The organism is Parafilimonas sp., assembly GCF_047606085.1.
Taxonomy (GTDB): domain Bacteria; phylum Bacteroidota; class Bacteroidia; order Chitinophagales; family Chitinophagaceae; genus Parafilimonas.
On the sequence record NZ_JASGEX010000016.1, the window covers coordinates 1 to 21,463 of the forward strand.

The 21,463-nt window shown below is 41.7% G+C and carries 11 protein-coding genes; all 11 read left to right on the forward strand.

Annotation, left to right across the window (positions count from 1 at the left end):
- The first annotated feature begins 98 nt into the window (after positions 1 to 98).
- A complete protein-coding gene (locus QM629_RS01570; RefSeq protein ID WP_415156496.1) occupies positions 99 to 1,082 on the forward strand; it encodes an FtsX-like permease family protein in 984 nt (327 codons plus the stop codon).
- A 224-nt stretch (positions 1,083 to 1,306) separates the two neighbouring features.
- Positions 1,307 to 1,564 carry a hypothetical protein gene (locus QM629_RS01575; protein WP_415156498.1) on the forward strand — a complete coding sequence of 86 codons (258 nt, stop codon included), beginning with the start codon at positions 1,307 to 1,309 and terminating at the stop codon, positions 1,562 to 1,564.
- A gap of 430 nt (positions 1,565 to 1,994) precedes the next feature.
- A complete protein-coding gene (locus tag QM629_RS01580; protein ID WP_415156500.1) occupies positions 1,995 to 2,675 on the forward strand; it encodes a FadR/GntR family transcriptional regulator in 681 nt (226 codons plus the stop codon).
- 41 nt (positions 2,676 to 2,716) lie between these two features.
- The gene (locus tag QM629_RS01585) at positions 2,717 to 4,123 is read left to right on the forward strand and encodes a TolC family protein (protein ID WP_415156502.1); all 1,407 of its coding nucleotides are present in this window, start codon (positions 2,717 to 2,719) and stop codon (positions 4,121 to 4,123) included.
- 261 nt (positions 4,124 to 4,384) lie between these two features.
- Entirely contained in the window at positions 4,385 to 7,690 is a 3,306-nt protein-coding gene (locus QM629_RS01590) for an efflux RND transporter permease subunit (RefSeq protein WP_415156504.1), read from the forward strand.
- Position 7,691: 1 nt separating this feature from the next.
- Complete coding sequence (locus QM629_RS01595) at positions 7,692 to 8,819, forward strand: efflux RND transporter periplasmic adaptor subunit (RefSeq protein ID WP_415156506.1); 1,128 nt, start codon at positions 7,692 to 7,694, stop codon at positions 8,817 to 8,819.
- A gap of 273 nt (positions 8,820 to 9,092) precedes the next feature.
- Entirely contained in the window at positions 9,093 to 11,507 is a 2,415-nt protein-coding gene (locus QM629_RS01600; protein WP_415156508.1) for an ABC transporter permease, read from the forward strand.
- A gap of 79 nt (positions 11,508 to 11,586) precedes the next feature.
- Positions 11,587 to 13,983, forward strand: coding sequence for an ABC transporter permease (locus QM629_RS01605; RefSeq protein WP_415156510.1), 2,397 nt, complete (start codon positions 11,587 to 11,589; stop codon positions 13,981 to 13,983).
- Positions 13,984 to 14,111: 128 nt separating this feature from the next.
- The gene (locus QM629_RS01610) at positions 14,112 to 16,439 is read left to right on the forward strand and encodes an ABC transporter permease (RefSeq protein ID WP_415156512.1); all 2,328 of its coding nucleotides are present in this window, start codon (positions 14,112 to 14,114) and stop codon (positions 16,437 to 16,439) included.
- Positions 16,440 to 16,513: 74 nt separating this feature from the next.
- Positions 16,514 to 18,961, forward strand: coding sequence for an ABC transporter permease (locus tag QM629_RS01615; RefSeq protein WP_415156514.1), 2,448 nt, complete (start codon positions 16,514 to 16,516; stop codon positions 18,959 to 18,961).
- 95 nt (positions 18,962 to 19,056) lie between these two features.
- Positions 19,057 to 21,426: an ABC transporter permease gene (locus QM629_RS01620; protein ID WP_415156516.1), complete on the forward strand. Its 2,370-nt coding sequence runs from the start codon at positions 19,057 to 19,059 to the stop codon at positions 21,424 to 21,426.
- The last annotated feature ends 37 nt before the right edge of the window (positions 21,427 to 21,463 follow it).

The window sequence follows — 21,463 nt, forward strand, 5'->3', positions numbered from 1 at the left end:
CACTTCCGTTTCATCTCCAATGCAAAATAGAATTTGTAAACGGTATTCAGGACTAACAAATAAACTGTAAACTTGCAGTAGGATTATCAAACAAAAAAGTGTCAACTTTTTTCAGGACGAGTCATATTGCTGAATTAAAAAAGAATGCACACATACTTTCAGCCAATGTGTGTGCTGACTATCCTAATAGCGGTAATGATAATTTTCCTATAGCTGCCAATTATAAAGCAGGAACACCGGATCATCTGATCGCTAATTTTAGCGCCGGGTATGATTTTTTTAAAACTTTCGGAATTAACCTTTTGCAGGGCCGAGATTTTAACAGGCAAATGGATAATGACACCACACAAAGAATTATTTTAAATGAAGCAGCCGTAAAAGAATTAGGCATTAAAAATCCTGTAGGCAGTTTTATAAATACACGATACCTGAATTCACTTGATATAAAAACAGTGCGGTATGAAGTGGTTGGCGTGGCGGATGATTTTAATTTTAAATCGTTGCGCAAAAACATTCAGCCCATGGCAATTTTTTTAAGAAATGGCGGGCAATATGTTGCTGTAAGAATTGCCGGGGGCGATATTCTTAATACAGTTAATCATATTAAAGAAACATGGCAAACTTTTTCACCGGGCAATCCTTTTGAATCTCATTTTTTAGATGAGCGAATAGGTTATTTATACAGAACGGAAGCTGTGCTAAGCAATGTATTAAATATACTTACAGCTATCATTATATTTATTGCAGTAATCGGTGTTACAGGCCTCACGTTACTTACTATACAGCAACGCACAAAAGAAGTTGGCATAAGAAAAGTAATTGGTGCTTCTGTAAGTGATATACTTTTCTTGTTTTCGAAAGAATACATAAAACTGATTTGCATTTCATTTATACTGGCAGCCCCTGTTGCGTACTTTATCATGCACACCTGGCTGCAAAATTTTGCTTATCGTATTCAAATATCCTGGTGGTTATTTGTTGTTACAGGGTTGAGCGCCTTATTGATTGCAATCTGCACCGTAAGCTTCCAGGCTGTGAAAGCTGCGCTGGCCAACCCGGTAAAAAGTTTAAGAACAGAGTAGCCTGAACCCGGATTTGAATAGATTAAAAGATCAACAGGATTAAGGTGTTTCGTGGATGATAAAGTTAATCGTGAAAGCTTGCAGCCCGTGGTTCGTAGCTCACAGCTCATAGCTGACAGCCCCTCAACGCTAAATTAATACCGCCTGGCCGGATCAACCCCTTCAATTCAAAAAACCTGTTAGGTATCATTCTTGTATTATAGTTCTATTGTAAATATGTAACTATGATAGAAGCCCAATCCATTAATGGAAAAAATGTCTGGCTTAAGGTTGACCCGTATAAGCCGCACCGGGATAACCCTAACATTATCCCCACGGAGTATTTCACCATTTCCTATTTCTTGCAGCAACCAACGGCAGATGCTGCCAATGGCGAAACAATAAAAGAAGAAAACGGGGATGTAAAGCTGTTTGAATCGCCGGTTGAAGCCATAAGCTATGCAGTGAAAGTATTGCAGAACGTTAAGTCGTTTAAACAGTAACTGCCGTAGCGGGTAAGGCATCTGATTTATAAGGCAGCCATGAATGCTTTTGTATTCCGCTGCGCATAAGATGCGAGCTCAAAAACACTTCTGCCGCTTATGCGTACGTGTGTCATGAAATCATTTAGTATGATCGCCGGAGGCGATATACCAGCCCTGCGAGGCGTCTTCGCCTCGCAGGGAATAATTTTTTGAACATGAAAATTATAAATACATGCCTGAATAGCAACTGCCAAACATACCCCCTAAGGCTATTTGAAAAATTAAACCTGAAGCCTCTGCGCATCTGCGGAAAAGGGTGAACGAACAGCGAATCCCGGTAAACAGTGCCAGTTATGAAAATCCGGCGCCTATTGTTTGCAGCGCACAATTTCCAAAAAAATAATTTTCAGTTTATAGAAAGTACTTATTTTCGCACTCATCAGATGATATGATGAATGCGAAAATCCAACCGGTTAAGCGCGAAGCGCTGGCCGATACCGTGGCAGGCAATTTAAAGCAGTTTATAAAGTCGGGGCAATTCAAGTCGGGAGATAAGCTCCCTTCAGAACCTGTATTGATGGAACAATTCAGGGTTGGCCGTTCTACCATCCGCGAAGCGGTTAGAATACTTTCCAATTGCGGTTTACTGAATGTAAAACAAGGCCTGGGCACTTTTATTAATCTTAATGAAGGCCTCGATGAGCCTTTGCACCAGCGCCTGAAACGTGCCGATAAATCTGACCTGCGCGAAGTGCGCCAGTTGCTGGAAGTAAAAGCAGCAGAAAAGGCGGCATTGAACAGAACGCAGAAAGACATTGCCCGCATGGCCTCTTTGCTGAAGAAAAGGAAACTGGCCGCGGAGAAACGGCAAACACAGGCTTGCATTGATATTGATATCGAGTTTCATATAGCCGTTGCAGAAGCATCGGGCAATGAAATTCTTGCAGACCTGTACAGGACCATTGCCGTGCAAATAAAAAAGATGTTCACGGTGTTGCTGGAAGACACATCGAAGTTTATAGAGAAGCAGCAGTTGCACGAAGATTTGCTGCAAAGCATAATAGATAAAGATCAAAAGAAAGCATTTAAGTATGCAACCATCATTACAGAGGAAACGGTGATTGCATAAGAATAAACGATTCAGCTGCCATAAAAACTGAATTGGTTTTTATGAAAAAAAGAGTTCGTAAACATAATTTTTCGTTGTTTGTGCTGTTGTTTGCTGGGGCTTCGCTGCATGCCCAGCAGCAAACCTTATTGCTGAGCGATGCCATACACAATGGCGTGAATAATTATCAAACCATCCAGGCGAAAAAGAATTATTATAAGGCTTCCAAAGAGCTTGTCGCCAATACAAAAAATGAATATTTGCCTAATATAATCGCCGGCTTTCAGGATGCTTACGGAACGGTGAATGGCCAGTACGGCCCGCTAAGCGCCGGCAGCATTGCCGGTGTTTCATCTTCCGGCCCGGTTTATTCTGAGCAGGTGTGGCATGCAGGCTTTGCTTCCCAATATGTAGTGAACACCAACTGGGAGGTGTTTTCTTTCGGCAGGTTGAAATCGCGCATTGAAGCTTTTAAAGCCAGTGCCAGCAAGGATTCTGCAGATATAGCGCAGGAAGAATTTATTCAAAGCGTAAAGGTTGCCGACACTTATCTTAATTTATTAATTGCACAAAAACTTATCAGTAACGCACAATCTAATCTTGACAGGGCAACTTATGTGCAGCAGGTTGTGCTGGCAAAGGCTAAGACAGGACTTATTGCAGGCGTAGATTCATCTATCTCCAATGCACAGGTTTCCAGTGCAAGAATTGCTTTGATAGATGCACAAACAACAGAACAGGAGCAACGCAGCCTGCTTGCACAATTAATGAATGCACCGCCTGTTGAATATGATCTGGATACAGGTTTCTTCTTCAAACAGATCCCGTCCGTTTTCGACGATGATTTTGATGTAGCGCAAAACCCGCAGGTGCAGTTTTATAAAAGCCGCGTTACGGCAAGCGATGAATATGCTGACTATCTGAAGAAAAGCATATTGCCGGGTGTTAATCTGTTCGGTATCTTTCAGTCAAAAGGCTCAGGTTTCGGTTATGACTATTCTCCTGCAAATAGCGGCAGTTATTCAAAAAGCTTTACAGATGGCTTAAACCCCACGCGCAGCAATTATGTGACCGGTGTTTCCATTGCCTGGAATATCATGAGCCTGTCAAAGATCAAACACCAGGTAAGTGCACAAAGATTTTTATCGCTGGGTTATGCGAACGAAGCAGACCTTATCAGCACGCAGTTAAAAGACCAGTTGGTACTGGCAGACCAGCGCATTGCCAACGTTATGCAACGCTTTAAAGAAACGCCTGTTCAGTATAAAGCCGCATTGGATGCGTACCTGCAGAAAACGGTTTTATATAAGAACGGGTTAACAGATATAGTAGATGTGCAGCAGGCTTTGTTTGCTTTGAATAAAGCGGAAACAGATGCAGGCATTTCGTATATAGCCGTATGGCGGGCTTTGTTATTAAAGTGTGCCGCCTCGGGCGATTTTAATTTGTTTATAAGCCAGGCGAGATAGGGATATGTGCGGGGTGAATCAATGTTGTTTACTAAAGGTTTACAAGTTCACGGGTTCACTTTGTTCACGGGTTGTTTCTTTTTTAAAGCCAGAAGCTTGTGGCTCACAGCTCCACAGCATTTAAAGCTTAATTCTTTTCGTGCCTTAGTGGCTTTGTGGAAAAACAAAATTTGAAATGTCAAATATCAATGGAGGCCTTAGATATAAACGCTCCTGCATTCACGTTTGACGATTCACCATTGACGTTAATAAAACAACAGGATGAAATTAATACGCTTTGCATTAAGGAAACCTATTACCATAATCGTATTGGTGGCGGCATTGTTCTTCTTCGGGATAAAAGCCGTTACCACGATCAAGATTGATATTTTCCCCAACATTGATCTTCCCGTAATTTATATATCACACCCTTATGGAGGCTTAACGCCTGACCAGATGGAGGCTTATTTCGGCAAGAACTATGTAAACCTGATGTTATACGTATCCGGTGTAAAGAGCATTGAGACAAAAAATATTTCAGGTTTAACATTAATGAAGCTTACGTTTTATGAAGGCACCAATATGGCGCAGGCTGCGGCTGAAGCAACCGCTTTCAGCGCCCGTGCGCAAACTATATTCCCGCCCGGTACTACGCCGCCGTTCATTATACGCTTCGATGCCAGCACATTGCCCGTTGGGCAGTTAATATTAAGCAGCCCGAAACGCAGCAATGATGAGTTGCAGGACCTGGCAAATGTGTATATACGGTCTGGCTTCAGCTCTATTCCCGGCCTTGTTTCACCGGCGCCTTTTGGCGGCAATTCAAGAACCATTGTTATTAAGGCCGACCCTGCATTAATGCGCGCCCACAATGTAACGGCCGACCAGCTGGTGCAGGCATTAACTGCCAATAACCAAACCTCGCCGGCAGGCACTGTGCGCATTGGGGATAAGAATTATTTTACGCCGGCCAATACAACCATCAGGAATGTAAAAGATTTTGGCGATATACCATTATTTAGCGGAAGTGTACAGAATTTATATGTGAAAGATGTGGCCACTGTAGAAGATGGCGCTGATATAACGTCAAGCTATGTGCTGGTGAACGGCAGGCGTTCTGTGTATCTGCCCATCACCAAATCGGCATCTGCCTCAACATGGGATGTGGTGCAGCATTTAAAGAAATCGCTGCCGCGCTTTCAGTCTTTATTGCCCGACGATGTTAAGCTTGCTTATGAGTTTGACCAGTCAACGTATGTTATCAATGCCGTAAAAAATTTAGTGAGTGAAGGCGCCATCGGCGCTATACTTACAGGGTTAATGGTATTATTGTTTTTAGGTGATGCGCGGGGAGCACTGATCGTGATACTGACCATTCCAACCTGTATTATTTCGGGTATTTTGTTTTTGAATTTATTCGGACAAACCATCAACATCATGACGCTGAGCGGCCTTTCATTAGCCATAGGAATTCTGGTGGATGAAAGTACGGTCACGATAGAGAACATTCATCAGCATGCGGATATGGGTAAGCCGAAAGCGTTGGCTATATGGGATGCCTGTAAAGAAATTGCCTTCTCAAAACTGCTTATTCTCTTATGTATTCTCGCCGTTTTTGCACCGGCATTTACCATGGGTGGCATTCCGGGCTCATTGTTCCTTCCCTTATCCCTGGCTATAGGTTTCTCCATGATCACGTCGTACTTCATGGCGCAAACGCTCGTTCCTGTTTTAGCCAACTGGATGATGAAAGACCATAACAAAGAGAAAAGCAAAACACATAAACTATTTGCCAATAAAAAAAGCGCCGATGATGATGAAGTGTTTACTGAATCAGGCATCCCTGCTGAATCTGAAAGAAATACATGGCAGCAACATGAGAACCTTGAATCGTTTAATCCCGAATATGAAAAGAAAACAAGCCGCTTTGAGAAATTCCGGGTAAGGTTTGTGCGCTTCAGCGAACGCCTAATGCCCTACCGCAAGCCCATTGTAATTGTGTATATCGCCGGCGCCCTGGCTATAGCTTTTTTATTGCTCAATACAATTGGCAGGGATGTACTGCCTAAATCAAATGCCGGCCAGTTTCAGGTGCGGCTGAGCGATGAGGACGGCACACGCATTGAAAAAACAGAAAATGATGCGTTGAAGGCGCTGGATGTTTTATATGGAATTATTGGAAAAGAAAATGTATCCATAACCTCTGCCATGATTGGAATGCATGGTTCGCAATATTCAACCAACCCGATCTATCTTTTTATGGCCGGCCCGCAGGATGCCGTATTGCAGGTGGCGCTGAAAGAAAATTATAAAGTGGATATGGATGACCTGAAAGATGAGTTTCGCAAACGCATGAAAAAAGCTTTGCCGGCTGTTCAGCTTTCTTTTGAGCCGATTGAACTGACCGATAAAATTTTAAGCCAGGGTTCGCCAACGCCCATTGAAGTAAAGATCATAGGCAAGAATAAAAAGCAGAATGAAGAATATGCCAACAAAATGATTGCAAAACTGCAGCAGATACCTTACCTGCGCGATGTAAAACTGGGCACCGCCATTCATGCACCGGCTATTGATATTAATATTGACAGGGTGCGGGCAGCACAGTTGGGAGCGAACGTAGATGATATCTCCCGTTCATTAACCGCTTCCACCTCTTCATCACGTTTTACAGCAAAAAATATATGGATTGATAGAAAATCTTCACAGAGTTATAATGTGCAGGTTGAAGTGCCGGTGAATGCAATAACCAGCATAAACGACCTGAAAGAAATACCGGTAACACCCAATGCACCAAGACCCGTTTTGGGCGATGTAGCAACTTTAAGCATGGATACAATTTATGGCGAGAATGATAATGTTGGCGCATTACCGGTTTTATCTGTAACAGCTAATTTGTACAAAAAAGACCTGGGCGCTGCGGCCGCAGAGGTTGACAGAGCCATTAAATCGTTAGGCGATCTGCCCAAAGGCTTAACAGTTGAAACAAGGGGATTAACGCAGGTGCTGAATGAAACATTAGACAGCCTTGCCTCCGGTTTACTGGTAGCTATTGTTGTTATCTTTTTAATGCTTGCAGCCAATTTCCAGTCGTTTAAAGTTTCACTGGTTGTATTGTGTACGGTACCTGCTGTACTGGTGGGTGCTTTAGCCTTATTGTTATTAACCAACTCAACATTAAACCTGCAATCATACATGGGCATCATCATGTCTGTGGGTGTATCCATCTCCAATTGTGTATTGATGGTAACCAATGCAGAAGAGCTGCGTTTGCAAAGCGGAGATGCTTATGAAGCAGTAAAGAAAGCGGCATCTGTACGCTTGAGGCCGATATTAATGACAACGGTTGCCATGGTGGCTGGTATGATACCGATGGCCTCCGGTTTAGGTGAAGGCGGTGATCAGTCAGCACCATTGGGAAGGGCTGTTATTGGCGGCCTCATTGCATCCACCTTCTCCACCTTATTCATCTTGCCGCTGGTGTTTGCATGGGTGCAGGCCAAAACAACAACCCAATCCTTATCGCTCGATCCTGAAGATAAAAACAGTGAGCATTATATCGCTTCATTGTACGAACATCAAACAACATAACATGAGGAACAAATCATTATATACTATTATGCTATCGGCCACAGCAGGGATGTTATTGCAAAGCTGCGGCAGCAGTTTACCTGAAAACAAATTTTTGAAAGATTCAACAGTAATTGCTGCAACAGAAGTAAGCATTGTAAAGAAAGGCAGGCTTGCTTCAACCGTTGATATTCCCGGCGAATTACAACCCTTTCAGCAGGTGGACTTATATGCAAAAGTGAACAGTTATGTAAAACAATTGTACGTTGATGTTGGTTCTGAGGTTAAACAGGGGCAATTGCTCGCCACCATGGATGCGCCTGAGATCAATTCACAATTATCGGCAGCACAGTCGAGATTGAAATCGTTTGAAGCGATATACATTGCCAGCAAAGCCAACTACGACCGTTTGCTGGAAACAAGCAAAACGCCGGGCACCATTTCACCTAATGATCTTGATATCGCTTTATCCAAACAAAACAGTGACAAAGCGCAATATGACGCTGCAAAAGCTGCCTACAATGAAGTTGTAAATAATAAAGACTATCTGCAGATACGGGCGCCGTTCACCGGCGTAATCACTGCGCGCAATGTAAGCCAGGGCGCTTATGTAGGCCCTTCCGGCAAAGGCTCGGACCTGCCCATGTTCACCCTGCAGACCCGGCAAAAATTAAGGCTGGTTGTATATGTGCCGGAAGCTTATACAGGCTATGTTGAGCATCACAGCGAAATAAGTTTTACGGTGCAGTCATTGCCCGGGGAAAAATTTACGGCGCATGTTACGAGGCTGGCTGGTGCGCTGGATGAAAAGCTGCGTTCTGAAAGAGTGGAAATGGATGTGCTGAATAACGATAAAAAGTTACTGCCCGGCATGGTAACCAACATACATATTCCGCTGACAGCCAATGACAGCACACTGATTGTTCCTTCCGGCGCTATTGTAAATACAACGCAAAGCGTGCATATAGTGAAAGTAGAGAACGGAAAAGCAGTTTGGGTAAATGTGCAGCAGGGCCGCGAAGCCGGCGATGAAACAGAAGTATATGGTAATTTAAAAGCCGGTGATACCATTCTTACAACAGCCACAGATGAAGCAAGGGAAGATATGCCAATAGGAAATACAAAAGTTTCAGGCAGCCCAAATAAGTAAGCGATCCATAATTGTTCAAATAAGTAGTGCATAACTGCACACAAGGTGTCCGGAATCGGACACCTTTTTTATTGCATGGCTGCTGAAGCGATTGCTGCACAAGGGTTTTGGCATTGGCATATTGGTTGAGCGCATATTGGTCTGAACGGGGATTTGGAGTGATGGAAGGATTAACAGGATTGAACTGAAAACAAATTCCTGCCGTGAAATGTAAGCGCTGAAAGCCTGTTGCCTGAAGCTTGCAGCTAAATAAACCATATCAAATTATACGTTATGTTCAGAAACTATTTTCCTGCACGACACTTCGTGAAAACCGCCTGGCGCAACGTTATCAGAAATAAGGCTTACACTTTTATCAGTGTATTCGGCCTGTCGCTGGGTATTACTGCTGCTATGCTCATTTTTACCTTTGTAAGTTATCAATTGAGTTTTGATAACTTTCATCCAAATGCAGACAGAATTTACCGCATCGTTTCTGCATATCATTATGAGACAACCGAATACCAAACCGGTGTGCCGCAGCCTTTGGGCGCAGCTTTTCGCAATGATTTTTCCTTTGCAGAAAAAACAGCAAGGGTAAGAACCTATAACAACGCTGTTATTTTATTGCCCGGCGAAAAGGAAATAAAAAAATTCCAGGCAGACGACGGCTTGGCTTTTGCCGAAAATGAATTCTTTTACATTTTTAATTTTCCACTGTTACAAGGCGATAAAAAAACTATCCTGAAAGAACCGAATACGGCAATTATTACAGAAAAAATTGCGAAGCAATATTTTGGTAATGAAGATGCAATGGGAAAACTTATCCGCTTTGTTTCCGGCAAGCATAAAGTGGATTTTAAAATAACAGGCATTCTGGAAAATATTCCGGCCAATACCGACAGGAAACAGCAAGTCTATTTATCATACTCCAACTTAAAAGACTATGAACCGAATCTTGCCCGTAGCGACAACTGGGGCAGCATCAGCAGTGGTATGCAATGCTTTGTTTTGCTGAAGCCCAGCATTTCCAAAGCTGCTGTTGAAAAGACCTTCCCTTCCTTTATAAAAAAATATTATGATGGAGACGACGCAAAAACCGCTCAGCTCAGATTACAGCCGTTAAGCGACATTCACTTCAATGCAGATTATGATGGTTATGTTAACAAAAAATATCTCTGGGCATTAGTGTTTGTCGGCATTTTTCTTATTATCACCGCTTCTGTAAACTTTATCAACCTGGCTACTGCACAGGCGCTCAACCGCGGCAAAGAAATAGGCATACGCAAAGTATTGGGCGGCTTCCGCGCTCAGTTATTCTGGCAATTTATTTTGGAAACCACGCTGATTACCGTATTGGCTTTTGTGTTAGCGTATGGCCTGGCACAACTGCTGTTGCCTTATCTTAATTCCCTGCTGAAAGAAAACCTGAACATTGAGCTTTTCACACAATGGCAGGCTCCGGTGTTTATGCTTGCATTGATGATTGTAATGATATTCCTCTCCGGCTTCTATCCCGGTTTTATTATAAGCGGTTTTCAGCCAATAACAGCATTAAAAGGAAAGCTGAGCCAAAAGCAAATCGGCGGCTTCTCATTAAGAAGAGTGCTGGTGGTAACACAATTTGCTATTTCGCAAATGCTCATTATCGGAACCATTGTTATTGCCATGCAAATGCGTTTTTCAAAAACGGCAGACCTTGGTTTCAATAAGGATGCCATTGTGCTCCTGCGCATTCCCGAAAATGACAGCCTGAAAATGGGCGCACTGAAAGCAAGGCTTTCCGAACTGCCCGGCACTGAAAACATTTCTTTATGCATGGAAGCGCCTGCGTCGGCGAACAGCAGTTTTACCTCTGTACGTTATGATAACCGCGATGAAGATGAGCCATGGGAAGTAAACGTAAAGCCTGCTGATGATAAATATATTGCTACGTTTGGTTTAAAATTGGTTGCCGGCAGAAACCTTTTCTCTTCAGATACAGCAAAAGAATATTTAGTAAATGAAACTTTCGTACATAAGCTGGGAATGGCATCAGCACAGGATGTGATTGGCAAAAAATTAGCTGTTGACGGCAAGGCTTTTACTGTTGCTGGCGTGGTAAAAGACTTTTACAACAATTCTTTTCGGGAAGCGATTGACCCGGTTGCCATAACAACCGGTTATAAAAGTTACCGCAACTGTGCAGTAAAAATCAATCTTCAAAATGCCAAATCTTCCCTCGCTGCTTTTCAGAAAATCTGGAATGAATTATATCCTGATTATTTATACTCCTATCAGTTTTTGGATGAGCGCATTGCAAAATTTTACGAACTGGATAACATCATGCTTGGGCTTATTGAGCTGTTTGCCGGCATTGCCATTTTAATCGGTTGCCTGGGCCTGTATGGCTTGGTATCATTTATGGCTGTACAAAAAACAAAAGAGATTGGTGTGCGCAAAGTGTTGGGTGCAGGCATCCAAAATATTTTATGGCTGTTTGGCAAAGAGTTCAGCCGTCTTGTTTTCATCGCATTTATAATTGCAGCGCCGGTAGCCTGGTGGCTGATGAACAAATATTTACAGGATTTTAAATTTCGCATACAGATTGGTGTGGGCGTTTTTGTGCTGGCAATCGGCATAACGTTGTTAATAGCAATAATGACAGTTGGATATCGTTCGTTAAAAGCAGCAATGGCAAATCCGGTGAAATGTTTGAGAACGGAATAAAGAACGTGAATGGTGAATCGTCAATCGTGAATAAAACAAATCAGGCATCACAAAATCGTACATCAGTAAATCAACTTTTATGTTTAAAAATTATTTCAAAACAGCGTTCCGCAGCCTTATAAGAAGCAAAGTTTATTCTATTATAAATATTGGCGGCCTTGCGGCAGGTATGGCAATTGCAATGCTCATCAGCCTTTGGGTGTATGATGAAACATCGTACAACGCTTACTTCAAAAATTATAACAGCATTGCAAGAATTAAGCAAAACCAAACCTTTGAAGGAAAAATTTATACGCAGGACGCCATTCCTTTTCCTTTGGGTAAAGCTTTGCAAACAGAGCATGGCAGTGATTTCAGGCATGTAATTATGAGCTCCTGGCAAGGCGACCATATTTTGAATTATGGTTTAAAGAGCATAACGGAATCGGGTGCGTTTATGGATAAAGGTGCAGATGAAATGCTTACTTTAAAAATGCTGCATGGTATGTACGGAAGCCTGAAGGATCCCAATAATATCCTGCTTTCTGCATCGGCAGCCAAAGCTTTGTTTGGTAATGAAGACCCCATGAACCGCCAGTTAAAAATTGATAATGAAACGGAGGTAAGGGTTTCCGGTGTGTATAGCGATTTGCCGCAAAATACAGAATTTAAAGATCTAAGCTTTATAGCGCCCTGGGATTTATATGCCTCTAAATCCTGGGTACAAAAAATTCAGGATGATTGGGGTGATAATTCTTTTCAAACCTTTGTGCAATTGGCAGATAACGTAAACATGAATGATGTTAACAGAAAAATTGCCGGTATAAAATATAATAAGGTTGATGCTAATGATAAAAAATTTCATGCACAAATATTTCTTACGCCTATGCGCAACTGGCATTTGCATAACAATTGGGAAAATGGTGTTGCATCCGGCGGGCAAATTGTTTATGTATGGATGTTTGGTATTATCGGCGCTTTTGTACTGCTGCTGGCCTGCATCAATTTTATGAACCTTGCCACAGCAAGAAGCGAAAAGCGGGCAAAGGAAGTGGGCATTCGCAAAACAGTTGGCTCTGCGCGCAACATGCTTATTCAGCAATTTTATGTTGAATCCATACTGGTTGTCGCTATTGCGTTTGTATTTGCATTGTTACTTACCGGCCTTGCATTGCCGTGGTTTAACACGCTTGCAAACAAACAAATAATAATGCCATGGCTTAACGTTTATTTCTGGCTTGCCGGCCTGCTGTTCATTTTAATTACCGGCATTATCTCGGGCAGTTATCCTGCATTATATCTCTCTTCATTTAACCCCATAAAAGTTTTAAAAGGAAACTTCCGGGCGGCGCATAACGCCTCGCTGCCCAGGAAAGTACTTATTGTAATGCAGTTTGCTATTTCATTAATCCTGGTCATAGGAACTATTGTGGTGTACAGGCAAATAAAATTTACACAAAACAGGCCGGTAGGGTATAACAGAAATGCCTTGCTCAGCATTCCAATGAGCACTGCCGGTTTTGCGCAAAACTACAATGCTATCAAAACAGAATTGATGAATAGAGACATGGTGGAAAGTATAGCCACTTCATCAAGCCCTCTTACGCGGCTATGGTTTACTACCGGTGGATATACCTGGAGTGGAAAAGACCCTAACCTAAGCCAGGATTTTGTGAAGTTTTTTATTTCGCCCGGTTTTGGAAAAACAATTAACTGGCAGATAGTACAGGGCAGAGATTTTTCCGCTCAATACCCATCTGATTCTTCAGGCCTTATCATTAACGAAGCGGCAGTAAAATATATGGGTTTGAAAAACCCGGTTGGCGCCGTTATCCGGCGAAGTAATGATAATAGCACCACTACTTATCAAATTGTAGGCGTGGTAAAAGATATGGTAACAGAATCTGCTTACGAACCTGTGAAGCAAACATTTTATTTTTTTGATAAGGGTAATAATGCCAATTTCATCTATATAAAACTTAAGCCCGGTAAAAGTGCACATGCCTCAATTGAAATGATTGGCGATGTATTTAAGAAATACATTACTTCTGCGCCGTTTCAATACAGTTTTGTAAGCGATGATTTTGCACAAAAATTCTCCGGCGAAGAACGCATAGGCAAGCTGGCAAGAGTGTTTTCAGCTTTGGCGATTTTAATTAGTTGCCTTGGCTTATTCGGCATGGCATCATTCATGGCAGAGCAGCGCACAAAAGAAATAAGCGTACGAAAAGTGTTAGGTGCATCTGTACTTAATTTATGGGGATTATTATCAAAAGAATTTATTGCACTTGTCGCCATCTCATTATTTGTTGCTGTACCAGTAGCTTATTACTGTATGCATAACTGGCTGCAGCATTATAGTTACAGAACAAATATATCGTGGTGGATTTTTGCGGCAGCAGGTATTGGAGCGTTACTGGTAACATTGATAACAGTCAGCTTTCAATCCATTAAGGCAGCGCTGGCCAACCCGGTAAAGAGTTTGAGAATGGAATGATATACGTGAATCGTCAATCGTGAAACGTGAATAAAAAAATCGGTTAATCAGTTAAATCATATAAATCGTGGTCAATGTTTAAAAATTATTTCCCTGTACGGCACTTCGTGAAAATTATCCGCCGCAATATGGCTCGTAATAAGGCAGTTACATTCATCAATATAGCCGGGCTTGCATTGGGAATGGCTGTAAGCATTATTATAAGCCTATGGATATGGCGGGAATTATCATTCGATAAAAATTTTGCTGGTTATAAAACCATATCGCAGGTTATGCTTACCGGCACTTTCAGCGGTGAAGTAAGCACAGATGCAGGCTGCCCTGTTCCCCTGGCAGGTGAATTAAAAAACAGGTTTGGCTCTGATTTTAAACAGGTGGCGCTTACGTCGAAAACAGAGAATCACATTCTGGTGAATGGCGATGCAAAACTTACGGCCGATGGTGTTTTTGCCCAGCCGGGATTTATTGATATGCTGTCCGTTGGCGCAGTAAAAGGTTCTGTAAAAACCTTGGATGATCCATCGTCAATAATTATCAGTACATCGCTGGCTAAATCTTTATTTGGCAATAAAGATGCTGTTGGAAAGATCATTAAAACAGATAATAAGGATAACCTGAAAATAGCTGGTGTTTATAACGACTTTCCGTCAAACTCCTCTTTTGCGGATATAAAATATATAGGCTCCTGGAGCTATTTTATGCCGAAGAATGATGAAAAGAATGATGCCTGGAATGTTTGCTGGTATAATTTATACGTACAGTTGAACAATGGTGTTCGTAACGATGATGTGTTACATAAAATAGCCGGTTTAATGAGTGAGCATCTTACTGACATCAAGCCGGTATTATTGCTTCACCCAATGGAAAAATGGCATTTGCATTCAACCTTTACGAATGGTGTAAATACAGGCGGCCAGGTTCAATATGTATGGATGTTTGGATTGATCGGGTTTTTTGTTTTACTGCTTGCCTGCATCAATTTTATGAATCTTTCCACCGCCAGAAGCGGTAAGCGTGCAAAAGAAGTAGGCATCCTGAAAACGATTGGTTCAGGAAGGAAGCAACTTGTGTTCCGCTTTTTAGGCGAATCAATCATCACAACAATCATTGCATTTATAATAAGCATTCTTTTGGTGCAAATGAGCCTGCCCTGGTTCAATAGCTTTATCAGGGCTGATATTACAATACCATTTAATAATATTTATTGCGCCATTGCGTGTATTGTATTTGTACTGGCTACCGGTATTGCGGCAGGTTTATATCCCGCTTTTTATCTTTCTTCCTTCAAGCCTGTTAAAGTATTAAAAGGCGGTTTTCAGGCCGGGCGGGCCGCTGCAGCCTTAAGGAAAATATTGGTGGTAGTACAATTCTTCACATCCATATTTTTAATAACAGCAACACTGATTGTTTTAAAACAGTTGAACTATGCCAGAAGCAGGCCCCTGGGTTATTCAGCCAATGGTTTAATAAATATTGCAATTAAAACACCTGAATTGCAAACGCATTACAATGCTTTCAGGAATGACCTGCTACAATCCGGTGCGGCAGTTAATGTTGCAGCATCTTCAGCGCCTGTAAACCAGCTTAAATTATCAGCAGGCGGGTACTCATGGGATGGACTGGATCCTGACGTGCAGCCTGTTTTCGGAACCGTATCTGTTACAGAAGATTTTGCCAATACGGTGCAATGGCGGTTTATAAAAGGCAGAAATTTCTCACGCAGCTTTATTACAGATTCTTCGGGTGTTATTCTTAACAGGAAAGCACTGGATTATATGGGCCTGCAAAATGTTATTGGAAAGCAGCTTGATTTTCGCGGAAACACATTTACCATACTCGGTGTAATTGATGATGCAATAATGGGCTCGCCGTTCTCTTCTGTTATACCCACCGCTTTCTTTCTTGCACAACAGCCGATGAGTTATATAACGGCAAAGCTTTCTCCTTCCATCGGTGCACAACAGGCATTAAAAAAGGTAGAAACTGTTTTTAAACAATACAGCCCTGCAGTACCATTTGACTACAGTTTTGTTGATGAGGATTATGCAAAACAATTCCGCTCCGTTGAAACAACTGGAACGCTTGCCGCCGTATTTGCTGTGCTGGCAATAATCATATCCGGCCTTGGCTTATATGCGCTGGCTTCATTTATGGCGGAACAACGCATAAAAGAAATAGGTATCCGCAAAGTATTGGGTGCTTCTGTAGCCGGCTTATGGAAATTACTCACCGGTGAATTTGTGCTGCTGAACGGCATTGCTTTTTTGCTTGCTGTTCCGGTGGTATGGTGGAGCATGCATGAATGGCTGAATGGCTATGCATACAGAACAACTATATCGTGGCAGGTGTTTGCTTTTGCTGCGGCTATAACGGTTGTAATAACATTGCTCACGATAAGCTTCCAGGCAATAAAAGCGGCAATGGCCAACCCTGTAAAAAGTTTAAGGACGGAATGATATACGTGAATCGTCAATCGTGAAACGTGAATAAAAAAATCGGTTAATCAGTTAAATCATATAAATCGTGGTCAATGTTTAAAAACTATTTCCCTGCACGGCACTTCGTGAAAACAGCGTGGCGGAATATCATCCGCAACAAATCATATTCATTAATCAACGTATCAGGCCTTGCAGTGGGTATTGCTGCTGCGTTGCTGATCTTTATTGTGGTATCGTATGAACTGAGCTATGATACTTTTCAAAAAAACTACAATAATATTTATCGTATTGTTACCAATACCAGACACAGCGATGGAAATACGGATCGTAACCCGGGAATCCAGTGCCCCGCAATTGATGCATTAAACGCAGGATTTCCGCAGTTTATAAAAACAGTTCCTGTTACAGAAGATGGCTCACCACAGTTTACTGTTGTAGGCGATAATGCAAATAATGATGTGGCAGCGGGTAAAAAATTTATAGAAGAAAACAAAACAGCCGTTTTTACACAACCTTCTTACTTTGATATTTTCAATGCTGTATGGCTTGCCGGAAATAAAGCTGTTTTAAATGATCCATCCAGTGTTGTTTTAAATAAAACACTTGCCATAAAATATTTTGGCGACTGGAAAAATGCACCGGGAAAATTTTTAAAGCTTGATAATACTATTTTACTGAAAGTAAGCGGCGTGGTGGAAGATGCCCCTGAAAATTCCGATTTTCCCATCATCGCATTTTTATCTTATGAAGCATTTAAAAGATATGGAGGCACTTACGGTTATGACCCATACTGGGGATATTTAAGCAGCAGCAACCAGTTATATGCTTTGCTGCCGCCTGCTTCAAATATTGCGACCGTTAATGCACAACTGAATGCTTTCCTTCGCAAACAACAAGGCAGGGATTTGCAAAGTGATAAATCATACGTTTTACAGCCGTTAAAAGATATGCATTTTGATTATCGCTACGAAACATTCGGCGACCACAGCAGCAATAAAAACATATTGCTTACACTGGCTTTTATCGGCGTGCTTATCATTTGCATGGCATCCATCAATTACATTAACCTTGCTACAGCACAGGCAATCAGCAGGAGCAAAGAAGTGGGCATACGTAAAGTGCTCGGCAGCACACGCAGCAGTTTAATGATGCAGGTGATGAGCGAAACATTTATTGTAGTGTTTATATCTACTTTCTTTGCTGTGCTTATTGCAAAGCTTTCTTTGCCGTACTTGTCGAATGTGGCAGCGGTGCCGGCTGATATTGCTTTATTGAATACCCAAACGATATTTTTTTTACTGGCAGTAATGCTTATTGTTACCGTGCTTTCGGGCTTTTATCCTGCTATCATACTCTCCCGCTACCAGCCTGTACTTGCGCTTAAAAACAAAATTGCTTTGGCAAACATCGGGGGCATTTCATTAAGAAGGATTTTAGTGGTAACACAATTTGCCGTTTCACAAATGCTGATCATCGGAACCATTGTCGCGGTAAGCCAGATGAATTATGTACAGCATGCAGACCTTGGTTTTAATAAAGAGGCCGTGCTGGTGTTGCCCGCTTACAGCGACAGCGCCAATCTTTCCCGCATGCAGCCATTAAAGCAGCAATTACTTCAAAACCCTGATGTAGTAAGCGTTTCGTTTGCGAGTGATGAACCTTCTTCCGATAATAACTCTTCCACCAACTTTGCTTTTGACCATAAGGATGATAAAGACTTTCCTTTATTTATAAAAAACGGCGATGAAGATTATATCAGCACATTCGGGCTGCGCCTTATTGCAGGGAGAGGCCTTACGGCCAGCGATACTTTAAAGGAAGCAGTGGTGAATGAAACTTTATTGAAAAAACTTGGCATTAATGACCCTGAAAAAGCAATAGGAAAAGATATACGTATTGGCAGCAGCCGATGGCTGCCGGTAGTTGGTGTAATAAAAGATTTTAAAACAAATTCATTACGGGAAGAAGTAAAGCAACTGGCCATCTTTTCCCGTAAAACAAATTATTCCACAATTGCCGTAAAGCTCCATACAAAAAACATGGCGCAAACAGTTTCGCAGCTTCAGAAAATATGGGAGAAAACATATCCCGAATATGCATTTACCAGCCATTTCACTGATGAAACCATTGCAAAGTTTTACAGCCAGGAAACAAGGCTTGCATTGTTGTATAAAATTTTTGCAGGCATTGCCATTTTCATATCCTGCCTTGGTTTATACGGGCTTGTTTCTTATATGGCAGCCCAGAAAACAAAGGAGGTAGGCATACGCAAAGTGCTGGGCGCCGGCATTGCAAACATTGTTATTTTATTTTCAAAAGAGTTTGTGTGGCTTATTATAATAGCTTTTGCTGTTGCCGTGCCTGTCGCATATTATTTTATGCATAACTGGCTGCAAAGCTTTGCATACCGGATAAACATTGGCGCCGGTGTATTTGCATTAGCTATCATCACATCGCTTGTAATAGCACTGCTTACCATTGGATATCGTGCCGTTAAAGCAGCGATGGCCAACCCGGTGAAGAGTTTGAGAACGGAATGATATACGTGAATCGTCAATCGTGAAACGTGAATGAAGCTCGGGGCTTGTAGCTTGCAGCTCGAAGCCTGCAGCTAATAAATCATAAATCAAATTGTATGTTTAAAAATTATTTCAAAACCGCATGGCGGAACATAACCAAAACAATCGGTTACAGCACACTGAATGTTTTAGGCCTCGCAATTGGAATGGCTGTTGCATTGCTAATTGGCCTTTGGGTATATGATCAATATTCGTTTGATAAATTTTTGCCCGAATACCAGTCAGTATATCGTGTGCAGAGAAACTTTAACAGCAATGGCGATACGCTTACGTTTCAAACAACTTCTTTAAAACTTGCAGAAGCGTTGCGTACACAAATACCTGAAATAGAATATGTGGCTGAAAGCGATTGGACAGGCAATCATGGATTGATTGTTGACGATAAAAAATTATATGTGAACGGCGCCATATCGGGCACGGATATTTTTAAAATTTTTCAATACCCTTTTATAGAAGGTAATGCAGCTACTGCATTTAACGACCCTTATTCTATTGTGCTTACTCAATCCCTGGCAAAAGCGCTTTTTGGTAATGAGGATGCCATGAACAAAACCATTCGTTTTGATAATACAAACAATCTTAAAGTAACAGGTATAATACACGATATACCCGCAAATGCGAGTTTCAGTTTTAAATATATAATTCCGGGCAGTTACGTGTATGCAGTTAACCCGCAAGTGAAGGCGGATGGCTTAAGCAGCTATGGCAATAATAACCTGCAAATATTTGTAAAGTTAAAACCGGGTATTGATTATGCACAGGTTGCGCCGAAAATCAGGAATATAGAACATACAGAAGAAGGTAATACCAATGCTATGAACTCATACGTTACACTGCAGCCGGTGGAACGCTGGCACTTGTATTCAAATTATATAAATGGTAAAGACACGGCAGGCTTTTTTGTTTATGTAAAAATGTTTTCTATTATCGGCCTGCTGGTATTAATTATAGCCTGTATCAATTTCATCAACCTCACAACAGCGCGTTCCGAAAAAAGGGCAAAGGAAGTTGGTGTGCGAAAAGCCATCGGTTCACGGAAAAAAGACCTTGTTATACAATTTTTAATAGAAGCATTTTTGCTTACGGCTATTGCTTTCGTTTTCGCTATGTTGATTGCATGGGCATCATTGCCTGCTTTCAACACATTAACTGCAAGCCGCATTGCCATGCCGGTTGGTAATATTTATTTCTGGTTTATAATGATTGGCTGTTTATTGGTAACTGCTTTGCTTGCCGGCAGCAAGCCTGCTTTTTATCTGTCCTCATTCAATCCTGTAAAAGTTTTAAAAGGAGCAATAAGTGCAGGTAAATCTTCCCTGTCAAGAAAAGTATTGGTAGTACTGCAATTCAGTTGTTCCATTGCCCTTATTGTAAGCACGGTAATTATTTACCGGCAGATACAATATGCAAAGAGCAGGCCGACTGGCTATAGTTTAAACAGGCTGATGATTACCAGTATGAATGATGATTTGGATAAAAAATTCGCCGCACTAAAAAATGAAATAATACAAAAAGGTATTGCATCGTCTGTAACAACAGCTACAAGCCCAGCAACAGATGTATGGTGGCATTCCGATGTTGACCAGTGGCCTGGTAAAAACCCTGGCGAAACAATAGAGATGGGAACTATTGTTGTATCGGAAGATTATTTTAAAACAATGGGAATGGGCATAGCAGCGGGAAAGGATTTTTCAAATGCCTATGACAGCACGAGTGTGATATTTAATGAAACAGCTATACAAAGAATGCGGATTAAAAATCCTGTTGGGCAAAAAATAAACTGGCAGGGCAAACAACTTACCATTATTGGTGTGGCGAAGGATGTATTGATGATATCGCCGTTTAAAGCAGCCGACCCAACTATGTTCCAAATCTCCGCTAAGCCGCAGGGCAACATACTGTACAGGTTATCCCCGCATATACAAACACGGGAAGCCATTGCACAGTTAACATCGGTCTTTAATAAATATGACCCGGCTTATCCTTATGATTATGCTTTTTCGGATGAACAATACGCTTCAAAATTCAATCTCGAAATGCTGATAGGTAAACTGGCAGGTTTATTTGCTGGACTTGCAATATTTATTTCCTGCCTTGGTTTGTTTGGCCTGGCAGCATACATAGCTGAACAACGTACCAGAGAAATCGGCATTCGCAAAGTATTGGGCGCATCGGTGCAGCAAGTTTGGTTGCTGTTATCAAAAGAGTTTATTGTATTGGTTTTGATAAGCTGTTTGATAGCTGCGCCAATATCATTTTACTTTTTACACAACTGGTTGCAGCGTTACGATTACCGCATCAGCATTGGCGCAGGCGTGTTTGTATTGAGCGGCTTGATGGCATTACTGATAACAGTTATAACAGTGAGTTTCCAGGCAATCAAAGCAGCAATCGCTAACCCTGTTGAGTCATTGCGAAGCGAATAATTGCCAGAACCCCCGCTATGCGCAGGGCTGTTGTGTT